This window comes from Methylobacterium sp. C33D (assembly GCF_053345825.1).
Genome location: NZ_JBKFAV010000074.1, coordinates 1 through 10,080, shown reverse-complemented (window position 1 = coordinate 10,080; position 10,080 = coordinate 1). Strand labels below are relative to the sequence as shown.

Sequence of the window (10,080 nt, the reverse complement as noted above, 5' to 3'; positions counted from 1 at the left end):
CGCGGCCGGCTCCTCGGGGCGGCGCCGCTGCCGCTGCTCCTGGCGCTCGCGGCCGCGTCCCGTCCCGCCGCCGACCCGGACGCCGGCCCGGACGCCGCCCTCAGGCGCGCGGCCGGCCGGCGAGATCGTCGAGGTCGACGCGCCGGGTGATCCCCAGCGCGTCCAGGAAGGCCGCGTCGTGGCTGACGACGAGGAGCGCGCCGTCATAGGCCGCCAACCCGGCCTCGAGGGCCTCGACCGCGTCCAGGTCGAGGTGGTTGGTGGGCTCGTCGAGGATCAGGAGGGGCGGGGGCGCGCGGTTGCCGAGCGCGCAGGCGAGGGCGGTCCGGACCTGCTCGCCGCCGCTCAGCGCCGCGACGGGGCGGTCGGCGGCGGCCGCCCGGAATTGGAATCGCGCCAGCGCCGCCCGGCACCCGTTGGCGTCCTCCTCCGGGTTGAGGCGCCCGAAGTTCTCCGCCACGGTCCGGTCGCGGTCGAGGAGGTCGAGGCGCTGGTCGAGCAGCGCGGCGCGCACCCCGACCGACACGCGGCCCGACCACGGGCTCAGGCGGCCGGCGATCAGGGCGAGCAGGGTGGATTTGCCCGAGCCGTTCCGCCCGCAGAGGGCGACGCGCTCCGGGCCCGTGACCGCGAGGGACACGCCCCTCAGGACCGGCTGTCCGGTCCGGTAGCCGACCGTCACGTCGGTGAGCGCGAGGACGCGCCGGTCGGCGTGGAGCCCGCTCGGCGCGAGCGCGATCGCGGCCGGCTTCACCGCCGCGATCCGGCCCCGGGCCTCGAGCAGATCGGCCGCGGCGCCGGCGCGTCGGCGCTCGTCGAGGCGCGCGCTCCCGCCCGCACTCCGCTCCGCGTTGTCCCGGCGAGCCCCGGCCAGGATCCGGGGCAGGTCGCCCTTCGCGGACCGGCGGTGCCCGGCCGCGTCGCGGCGCTGCTGGCGCTCGACGCGCTCCTGCGCCCGGCGGGCGAGGTCCGTCGCCCGCTTCTCGGCGCTCGCGAGGTCGTGCTCGGCCGCGGCGCGGCGCGTCGCCTTGGCCTGCCGGAAGGCGTCGAAATTGCCCCCATAGCGGGTCGCCTCCGCCGGCGCGAGGTCCACGATGGCGTCCATCGCGTCGAGCAGGGCGCGGTCGTGGCTGACCACGACCGCGCCGGCGCGCCAGCCCTGAAGCAGGTCGTGAACCGCCCGCCGCCCGTCGCGATCGAGGTCGTTGGTCGGCTCGTCGAGGAGCAGGAAATCCGGCGCGGCGAAGATCGCCGCCGCCAGCGCCGCGCGGGCGCGCTGCCCGCCGGAGAGGCGCCGCAGCGGCGCGTCGGGACGCACCGCCACGCCCATCCGCGCCAGCACCTCCGCCAGGCGCTCCGCGAGCGTCCAGTCGGCCGCGGCGAGCTCGTCGGCCCCCGCGGCGCCGGTCTCCGCGCGGCGGAGCAGCGCCAGGCCGGCCGTCGCGCCGAACAGGTCGGCGACGGTCTGGTCCCCGGTCGGGCCCGCGACCTGACGCATCAGCGCGACCGTGCCGTCGCGGTGGACGGTGCCGGCCGTCGGCGCGAGGCGGCCCGCCAGGAGGCTCAGGAGCGTGCTCTTGCCGGCGCCGTTGCGGCCGACGATGCCGGTCCGCTCCCGCGCGAAGCTGGCGGTGATGTCGGAGAGGACGGGGCGCCCGTCAGGCGCGGTCCACGCGACGTTCAGGAGGGCGAGCTGTGCTGGCATGCGGAGAGACGGTCCTGGCGGCAAGGCGGGGCGGCGTTGCAGTCAGGGTCAGTCTCATCGGCGTCTCGGCTCCGGCGGGGCGCCTCGGTAGCGCCGGTCGCGGTCGCCCGCAAGGGCGCGGCCGTCGCTTTTCGCGGCGGGATGTCGCAAACCGGGGCGCCGCCTCGTCCTGTGGCCGACCGGGACGCCGGAGCGGCAGGGTGCCCCTCGGCCCGGTCCGCGCGGGAAACAGACGTCATGAAGATCGTGGTGATCGGCGGCAGCGGGCTGATCGGCCGGCACCTGACGGCCGCCCTGGAGAGCGCGGGCCACGAGGCCGTCCCCGCCTCTCCGAGCACGGGCGTCGACGCCGTGACCGGCGAGGGCCTGGCCCAGGCTCTCGTCGGCGCCGATGCCGTGGTCGACGTCGCGAACGCGCCCTCCTTCGCGGACGCGGCGGTGCTCGACTTCTTCGCGCGCTCGAGCCGCAACCTCCTCGACGCCGGCCGGCAGGCGGGCGTCGAGCACCACGTCGCGCTCTCGATCGTGGGCGCGGACCGCGTGGACGGCAACGGCTACTTCCGGGCGAAGGTCGCGCAGGAGCGGCTGATCGCGGCCTCGGGCCTTCCCTACACCATCGTCCGCGCGACGCAGTTCTTCGAGTTCATCGGGACGATCGCCGAGGCCTTCGCGGTCGGGGACCGGATCGTCGTGCCGGACGCGGACTTCCAGCCCGTCGCGGCGGCGGACGTCGCCGCGGCGCTCGCCGCGGTGGCCGTCGGCGCGCCCGCCGACGGGACGGTCGACGTCGCGGGGCCGGAGCGGTGGCCGTTCCGGGCGTTCGTCGCCCGGCGCGTGGCGGCCGCCGGCGACAGCCGCCCGGTGACGGTCGACGCCGCCGCCCGCTACTTCGGCGCCCCGCTGGCGCGGGGCTCCCTGGTTCCCGACGACGGGGCCGCGGCCCGCCTCGGCGGCACGCGCTTCGAGACCTGGCTCGCGACGGCATGACGGGACCCGACGTTCCCCGCGGGCGGGCTCCGCCGCGACACGATCAGGCGTCCGGTCCGGTCACGCGCCCGGGGCACGGGGACGGGACCGCCGCCTTCGAGGCCCTCCGGCCCCGGCTCCTGCGCATCGCCTACCGCATGCTCGGCTCGCGCAGCGAGGCCGAGGACATCGTGCAGGACGCGTGGCTGCGCTGGGTCGCGGCGGACCGGAGCGCCGTCGCGGCGCCCGACCGGTTCCTCGCGCGCGTCGTGACGCGGCTTTGCCTCGACCAGATCAAGTCGGCGCGGGCGCGCCGGGAGAGCTATGTCGGCCCCTGGCTGCCGGAGCCGCTGGTCCAGCCGCTGGTCGAGCCGGGGGCGGACGGCGTGGACGAGGATGATCTCACCCTGACGCTGATGCTCGCGCTCGAGCGGCTGTCCCCCTTGGAGCGCGCGGCCTTCCTGCTCCACGACGTGTTCGGCCTGCCGCTCGGCGACGTCGCGGAGACGCTCGGGCGGGCGGCGCCGGCCGTGCGCCAGCTCGCGGCGCGCGCGCGCCGGAACGTCCGGGCCGCGCGCCCGCGCTATCCCGTGACCCGCGACGAGGGCGAGCGCGTCGCCCGGGCGTTCTTCGAGGCCTCCGCGAGCGGCGATGTCGCGCGGCTGCGGGTGCTGCTCGCCGACCGCGTGACGCTCTCCTCGGACGGCGGCGGTAAGGTGCTCGCCTTCGTCAACCCGATCCGGGGGCTGGAGCGCCTGCTCCGGCTCTACGCGGGCGTGCGGCGCAAGTGGGGTGACGGTCGGCCGGCGCTGGTCGGGTTCGCGTGGATCGACGGTCTTCCGGGCTATGTCAGCCGCGAGCGCGGCGGCGTCCTGCAGACGACGGCCCTCGCAATCGAGAACGGCCGGATCGACGCCATCTACATCACGCGCAATCCCGACAAGCTCCGCCACGTCGCGCGCGCCGTCGCGGCCGGGTCGGGGCTCGGCGACGCAAGCGGGACCGGCGCGGAACCGTCTTGACGATCCGCCCCGCGGCGCGGCTTGCATGGCGCGCGGCGGGCTCTCGGGTCCCCGCAGGTGGACCGACCCACGCGGACTGATCAACCATGCCGGCGCGCCCGCTCGTCCTGTTCCCCGATCCGCGCCTGACGCGCCCGGCCGAGCCGGTCGACGCGTTCGGCCCGTCCCTTCAGGCCCTCGCCGACGACGTCCGGGACACGCTGATGGCCGAGAGTGCCATCGGCCTGACCGCCCCGCATATCGGCGTCCCCGCGCGCCTCGTGGTGGTCCGGATGTCGCCGGACGAGAGCGCCCGCGTCTACGTGAACCCCGTCGTGTCCTGGGCATCCCCCGACACGGCGGTCCACGACGAGGGCAGCGTCAGCATGCCGGGGGTGCGTGAGCGGGTCACCCGCCCGGCCCGCATCCGCCTGAGCTACCGCGACCTCGACGGGTCCGCCCGCGAGGAGGAGACGGAGGGTTTCCCGGCCGCGGTCCTGCAGCACGAGATCGATCAGCTCGACGGCGTGTTCTGGATCGCCCGCCTGTCGCGGCTGAAGCGCGAGCGCCTGCTGAAGCGGTTCGAGAAGGGCCGGTCCGCGTAGACCGATCCGGGCCGGCGGTCGTCGGCGCCCCGCCGCGAGCGCGCTGGCGGAGCCGGCGCGGCGAGGGTTACCATGGGCGCGACTTCGCCATCCCTCAGGACTCGTCTCCGCAGAACGGACCTTGCGCATGCATCCTGCCGTGGCCGCCGCCAACGCCTTCAGGGCCGTTCACGACGCCGGTCAGATCCCGGACTACGAGCGCATCCTGCGGCAGGGCTACAGCCGCTTCCTAGCCCCGGGGGACGTCATCGTCGATGTCGGCGCCCATACCGGGCTCCACCTCGTCGCGTTCGTCGAGATCGTCGGCCCGACCGGCAAGGTCCACGCCTTCGAGCCGATCCCGTTCCTGATGAAGGACTTGGCGCGGCGTTTCGGCCGGCGTCCCGAGGTGGAGCTTCACGACGTCGCCCTCTCCGACACGGCGGGCCGGACCGATTTCACGGTCGCGAGCGTGCCCGGCGAGAGCGGGCTCCTCGCCCGCTACTTCAGCAATCCGGCCATCACCTCCAAGACGATCAGGGTCAGGACGGAGCGGCTCGACACCGCGCTCGGTCACGTCCCCGCGGTGGCCTACGTCAAGATGGACATCGAGGGTGGGGAGCTGAACGCCCTGAGCGGCGCGGTCGAGCTCCTCCGGCGATGCCGCCCGATCGTCAGCGTGGAGTACGGCTGGGCCGGCTACTCCGCCTACGGGCACGCGCAGGATTCGCTCTACCGGTTCGCCGAGAGCCACGGCTACATCTGCGCGGACATCACCGGGAACCTGATCGACGACGCGAGCACGTGGCTCGCGGTCAGCGACTGCGTGACCTGGGACTTCTTCCTCGTGCCCCAGGAGCGTCGCCCGGACTGGGTCGCGACGTTCGCGCGCGGCCCAGTGCCCGGACCCGCTTGATCCGGACCCGGGGGACAGCGAGGCCCGTCCGGCCGCGCGGCGGAACAACCGCCGCGCATGGTGCGTTGCACGCTCCCACCTCTGCGCCGTCCGGCGCGGCCATCCGCCCATCGTGCCCGGTCCCGAAGGTCCCCCAGGATCGCGCGCGGGGTATCTCAGATCAACCCGCGTGAAGGGTCGTGACCGTGCCGAACTCGCGGCAGCCGTTTCAATCCTCGTCCGCCGCGAGCGCGCCGCTGGCGAGCCTTCGGCGCGGATCGGGCCAGCTCTTCGAGAGCGAGCGTCGCCTCAACGCGGTCCTCGACAACGCCTCCGTGTCGATCTTCCTGATGGATGACCGCCAGCACTGCATCTACATGAACCGCGCCGCCGAGCAGCTGACGGGCTGGACTCTGCGGGAGGTTCTCGCCCGCGACTGCCCGCTGCACGACATCGTCCACCACACCTACCCGGACGGACGGCCGTTCCCGCTGGCGGAGTGCGCGATCGACCGTGCCTTCCCGGAGAACAACCAGGAGCGGGGCGAGGAGGTGTTCGTGCACCGGGACGGGCACTTCTTCCCCGTGGCGTTCACCGCCAGCCCGATCCGGGACGACGCGACCAACATCATCGGCACGATCATCGAGGTCCGCGACATCAGCGAGGAGAAGGCGGCGGCCGAACGCCAGCACCTGCTGATCAACGAGCTCAATCACCGGGTGAAGAATTCCCTCGCCACGGTGCAGTCGATCGCCGCACAGACCTTCCGCGGGCAGACCGACCAGGCCGTGCGCGCCGTCTTCGACGCCCGGATGGCAGCCCTGTCCAATGCCCACAACGTGCTGGTCGAGGACCGTTGGGAGAGCGCCAGCCTGCGCAGCGTGGTCGAGCGCGCGCTCGCCCCCCACCTCTTGGCAGAGGTCGATGCCGGCCGCTTCCGGTTACAGGGACCGGACGCGCGATTGCATCCTAAGGTGGCAGTCACGCTGGCGATGGCCCTGCACGAGTTGATGACCAACGCGGCGAAGTACGGCGCCCTGTCGACGTCCGAAGGCCGCGTGGCGGTGACGTGGTCTCTGCACGACCTGGATGACAGCCGCCAGCAACTCGACCTGCTCTGGGAGGAGCGGGGTGGCCCGCCGGTCACGCCGCCGACCCGCAAGGGGTTCGGTTCACGGCTCATCGAGCGGCAGTTGCCCCTGGAGTTCGACGGCAGCGCGGTCATCTCCTACGCGCCCACGGGCGCCACCTGCCAGATGCGGATCCCGCTGACCCGGCTCGGGTGGATCGGTCAGGAGGCGGTCGAGGGACCGCGCGCACCATGACACCGCTCGCGGGACGCCGGGTGCTGCTGATCGAGGACGAGAGCCTCGTCGCCATGCTGGCCGAGGACATGCTGCTCGACCTGGGCTGCGAGGTCGTCGTGGCGATGCGCCTCGACAAGGCCCTGGCCTATGCCCGGAGCGAGGACTTCGATCTGGCGGTCCTCGACGTGAATCTCGGCGACGCGCGCAGCTACCCGGTCGCCGACCTGCTGCTGGCACGCGGCACGCCGTTCCTGTTCGCCACCGGGTACGGGCAGCACGGCCTCGATTCCGCCTATGAGGCCGTTCCGGTGCTCCAGAAGCCCTATCAGGCGGCGCCGCTCGAGCATCTGCTGCTCCGGCTCCTGAGCGGCGGTGATCCGTGCGGCGCGGGCGGCCTGGCCGAAATGCCGCCGTCCTGCCGCTGTCGGGCGTCCGAGCCCGCCCGCGGGCAGTTCCGCGCCGATCCGCTCCGCTGAGCGGCCCCGGAGGCGCGGGGCAGGCCCGGAACGAACCGGCACGGCGCCGAGCGGCGCGGGGAGGAACCACCATGATCGATCTCAACACGGCGACGGCCGAGGAGCTGGACAGCGTGCCGGCACTCAGGGGCCACGGCTTCGAGATCGTGCGCTACCGCGAGGAGCGCGGTCGATTCACGAGCCTGCGGCAACTCGACGAGGTGCCGGGCCTGAGCGGCAAGACCGAGGGCGTCGCCGATCAGGTCACGGTGGCGGAGAGCCCCTAGCGCCGGCCCGAACGGATCGGGACGGAGGCGATCGCCGAGCCCGTGCCGTCCGCGGCGCGGATCCCCTCTCCCGTGCGGGAGCGGGGGTTCGGGCGGCTGTCCCGACCGGGGTCGACGTCCCTCCCGACCGTTGCGACACGGTCGGGAAAGGCACTGCCGCCGGTCGCAGCGGGACGGCACCGGTCGGGCGCAGCCCTCGCACACACGGCTCTGCCCCTGCGGCGGGTCACGGGACCGCTGGCCCGGCGCGATGGCCGGATGCGGCCGAACCTGGAGCATCGCGGCTGACATGCTTTCGCCGCCTGTCCGTGTGATGGGCTGCACCAGCGGCGTGAAAGCCGCGCGGGCCGAGGACGTCCGCGCAAGCCCGAGCTTCGAGAAGCAACGATGAACATGCAGGTCGAGAAAGCCCAGGGCCGGCCTCTGAAAGGCATCGACCGGAACAAGGTGATCGCGCAGTCGCTGCGGCAGTTCGCGCGCCTTCCGGGCCTGCCCGACACCAGGAAGGGCGTGCGCTCCTATCAGAGCCACGTCAAAAGCGATCCCTGGCTGCCGCTCCTGTTCGCCGTCTGCTTCGTCCTGCCGACCCTGGCCGCCGGGATCTATTACGGGCTGATCGTCTCCGACCGCTACGTCACCGAGGCGCGGTTCGCGATCCGGCCCACACTCGGCACCGCCGACAAGGCGACGCCCGACACGGTCGGCACGAACGCCGGCGTGATCAAGGCGACCGTCGCGCAGGAAACGCTCATCGCGCAGGAATACATCCACAGCCGGCCGATGGTCGAAGCGGTCTCGGCGGAGCTCCCGATCCGCGCGTGGTTCGGTCGGGACGACATCGACATGTTCTCCCGCTTCAACCCGGACAAGCCGGTCGAGAAATTCCTGCGGTACTGGCGGCGCCGGGTCGATGTCGACGTCGAGTCCGCCTCCGGCATCATGTCGCTGACGGTCGAGGCATTCGATCCCGACGAGTCGCTCGCCATCACCAAGGCCGTCATGGCCGACACCGAGCGGATGCTGAACGAGCTCAGCATGCCGTCGCGGAAGGACGCCCTCGACGTGAGCACGCGCGTCCTGAAACTCGCCGAGGAGCGGGAGGCCAAGGCCAACGCCGCGCTGAACGAGCTGCGCAACCGCGAGGGCGTGCTCGACGTGATCAAGTCGAACACCGCCACCATCAAGTCGGTGTCGGAGTTGCGGGAGTCGCGCACCAAGCTCGCCGTCCAGCTGGCGGTGCTCCAGCGGGACCTCGGCCCGCAATCGCGCAGCATCGTCGACCTGAAGCAGCAGATCGGCGATCTCGACGCGAACATCGCGCGGGTCCAGCAGCAGCTGGCCGGCACCGCGCCGACGGAGAAGCGGCGCCTCTCGGACGCGCTCACGCGGTTCGAGGATCTCGAGCACGAGCGCGAGAATGCCGAGAAGTATCACCGCGACGTGCAGCTGGCCTATGACCGCGCCCGCATCGTCGCCCAGCAGCAGGTCGTGGCCCTGGTGCCGATCGTCGAGCCCATCAAGGCCGGGTCCTCGACCGAGCCGCGGCGCATCCTGATGACGAGCATCATCACCGCCGGCGCCGCCGTGCTGTTCGCGGCCGCGATGTTCACCCGCCGCATGCTCATCACCTGATCCCGGGCGGGGTCGGCGCACGGGTGCGGACGAGCCCACGAAAAAGCCCGCCGCGGCGAACCGGGCGGGCTGAGGGAGTGCTTGGGAGGAAGCGGAACCGTACGGCCCGACCCTCTGGCATGCCAGATACCGAAGCGCAGGGCAGGTCTGCGAAATCGCGCGGTCGTCCGAGGGAATAACTTGTCCTGGACGCGTCGACGGGCCGGAGCCGCCGGACGCCTCGCACCTAGGCGGCGGCCGCCCGGGAGCCCGTCCGCTCCGCGAGGCCTCGGATCGTCGCGGCGAGCAGGCTGTCCAGGGCGTCGCACGCCTCCGCCCGCTCGGTGCAGGCGGCGGTCCGGGCGGCCTCCTCGATGACGCGCAGCCGCGCCACGAGGGCGCGCGCGCCGACATTCGCGCTCATCGACTTGAGGCCGTGGGCGGCCCGGGCGATGGCCGGCTGATCGGAGGCGGCGAGGGCCGCCCTGAGCTGGGCGAGCGCCACAGGCCCCTGGGCCCGGTACAGCTCGAGGACGCGGTCGAGGAAGGCGCCGTCCCCGAGGCCGAGCAGCCCGTCCAGGACCTCGGCGTCGAGGAGGTCGTCGGGGGCGGGCGCCCCGGCCGGTGCCGGGTCCGGCCCGGCCGGCTCCTCCGGCGTGCCGGAGCGCGCCGCGGCGTCCGGCGCGCCGCCGCGGAGCGCCGGCACCTGCGCCTCCAAGAGGTCTGCGAGCTGCCGCAGCGTGAACGGCTTCAGGAGCGTCCCGTCCATGCCGGCGGCCGCCGCGGCGTCCGCGGCCTCGCCGAGGACGTGCGCCGTGAGGGCGACGATCGGGACGCGACCGCCGGTGGCCGCCTCGCGCTGCCGGATCCGCCGCGCGGCCGCGAAGCCGTCCAGCACCGGCATGCTGCCGTCCATCAGGATCAGGTCGAACCGCCGCGCCTCGGCGGCCGCCACGGCCGCGGCCCCGTCCTCGACGGTCACGACGTCGGTCACGCCGCAGCGGGCCAGCGCCTCGCGGGCGACCTCACGGTTGACCGCGCTGTCGTCGGCGACGAGCACGCGCGCGGCCGGGAAGCGCGGGAGGGCCTCGTCCGTGCCGACGGGCGCCGCCGGGGGCGCCGCCGCCGCGAGGGGGCCGCCTTCGGCCAGCGCCGACAGGACGGGCCGCCACTCCGCCTGGGTCACCGGCCAGCGGAGTACCGCGTCGGCGAGGCCGGCGCGCAGCGCCGCGTCGGCCGCGCCGTCCCCCGGCCCCGCGACGGCGAGCA

General features: G+C 73.9%; 10 protein-coding genes. 8 read left to right on the top strand and 2 right to left on the bottom strand.

What is annotated here, in order from left to right:
- Nucleotides 1-100: 100 nt before the first annotated feature.
- Nucleotides 101-1,705 (bottom strand): ATP-binding cassette domain-containing protein, encoded by a 1,605-nt coding sequence (locus tag ACLBXO_RS30860; protein WP_447687803.1) that lies wholly within the window; start codon nucleotides 1,703-1,705, stop codon nucleotides 101-103.
- Between the two features lie 237 nt (nucleotides 1,706-1,942).
- Between ACLBXO_RS30860 and ACLBXO_RS30855 the strand changes: the two genes are divergently transcribed.
- The 8 genes from ACLBXO_RS30855 (at nucleotide 1,943) to ACLBXO_RS30820 (ending at nucleotide 8,832) form a co-directional block, all read left to right on the top strand.
- On the top strand, nucleotides 1,943-2,692 hold the full coding sequence (locus tag ACLBXO_RS30855) for an SDR family oxidoreductase (protein WP_447687802.1): 750 nt from the start codon (nucleotides 1,943-1,945) through the stop codon (nucleotides 2,690-2,692).
- Nucleotides 2,689-3,693 carry a sigma-70 family RNA polymerase sigma factor gene (locus tag ACLBXO_RS30850; RefSeq protein ID WP_447687801.1) on the top strand — a complete coding sequence of 335 codons (1,005 nt, stop codon included), beginning with the start codon at nucleotides 2,689-2,691 and terminating at the stop codon, nucleotides 3,691-3,693. Before ACLBXO_RS30855 ends, ACLBXO_RS30850 begins: the two co-directional genes overlap by 4 nt.
- An 86-nt stretch (nucleotides 3,694-3,779) precedes the next feature.
- Entirely contained in the window at nucleotides 3,780-4,277 is a 498-nt protein-coding gene (locus tag ACLBXO_RS30845) for a peptide deformylase (RefSeq protein WP_447687800.1), read from the top strand.
- Between the two features lie 127 nt (nucleotides 4,278-4,404).
- Nucleotides 4,405-5,172: an FkbM family methyltransferase gene (locus tag ACLBXO_RS30840; protein ID WP_447687799.1), complete on the top strand. Its 768-nt coding sequence runs from the start codon at nucleotides 4,405-4,407 to the stop codon at nucleotides 5,170-5,172.
- A gap of 185 nt (nucleotides 5,173-5,357) precedes the next feature.
- The gene (locus ACLBXO_RS30835; RefSeq protein WP_447687804.1) at nucleotides 5,358-6,476 is read left to right on the top strand and encodes a sensor histidine kinase; all 1,119 of its coding nucleotides are present in this window, start codon (nucleotides 5,358-5,360) and stop codon (nucleotides 6,474-6,476) included.
- Complete coding sequence (locus ACLBXO_RS30830; protein WP_447687798.1) at nucleotides 6,473-6,934, top strand: response regulator; 462 nt, start codon at nucleotides 6,473-6,475, stop codon at nucleotides 6,932-6,934. Before ACLBXO_RS30835 ends, ACLBXO_RS30830 begins: the two co-directional genes overlap by 4 nt.
- Nucleotides 6,935-7,005: 71 nt before the next feature.
- Nucleotides 7,006-7,200 carry a ComEA family DNA-binding protein gene (locus ACLBXO_RS30825; RefSeq protein WP_331314637.1) on the top strand — a complete coding sequence of 65 codons (195 nt, stop codon included), beginning with the start codon at nucleotides 7,006-7,008 and terminating at the stop codon, nucleotides 7,198-7,200.
- A gap of 387 nt (nucleotides 7,201-7,587) precedes the next feature.
- The gene (locus ACLBXO_RS30820) at nucleotides 7,588-8,832 is read left to right on the top strand and encodes a capsule biosynthesis protein (protein WP_447687797.1); all 1,245 of its coding nucleotides are present in this window, start codon (nucleotides 7,588-7,590) and stop codon (nucleotides 8,830-8,832) included.
- Between the two features lie 226 nt (nucleotides 8,833-9,058).
- Here the strand turns inward: ACLBXO_RS30820 and ACLBXO_RS30815 are convergent.
- On the bottom strand, nucleotides 9,059-10,080 hold a 1,022-nt coding region (locus ACLBXO_RS30815), incomplete at its 5' end, for a response regulator (RefSeq protein ID WP_447687796.1).

Coding starts and splice junctions, on each gene's coding strand:
- ACLBXO_RS30825 (WP_331314637.1), top strand. CDS start 7,006: ATGATCGATCTCAACACGGCGACGGCCGAGGAGCTGGACAGCGTGCCG.
- ACLBXO_RS30845 (WP_447687800.1), top strand. CDS start 3,780: ATGCCGGCGCGCCCGCTCGTCCTGTTCCCCGATCCGCGCCTGACGCGC.
- ACLBXO_RS30860 (WP_447687803.1), bottom strand. CDS start 1,705: ATGCCAGCACAGCTCGCCCTCCTGAACGTCGCGTGGACCGCGCCTGAC.
- ACLBXO_RS30855 (WP_447687802.1), top strand. CDS start 1,943: ATGAAGATCGTGGTGATCGGCGGCAGCGGGCTGATCGGCCGGCACCTG.
- ACLBXO_RS30820 (WP_447687797.1), top strand. CDS start 7,588: ATGAACATGCAGGTCGAGAAAGCCCAGGGCCGGCCTCTGAAAGGCATC.
- ACLBXO_RS30840 (WP_447687799.1), top strand. CDS start 4,405: ATGCATCCTGCCGTGGCCGCCGCCAACGCCTTCAGGGCCGTTCACGAC.
- ACLBXO_RS30830 (WP_447687798.1), top strand. CDS start 6,473: ATGACACCGCTCGCGGGACGCCGGGTGCTGCTGATCGAGGACGAGAGC.
- ACLBXO_RS30850 (WP_447687801.1), top strand. CDS start 2,689: ATGACGGGACCCGACGTTCCCCGCGGGCGGGCTCCGCCGCGACACGAT.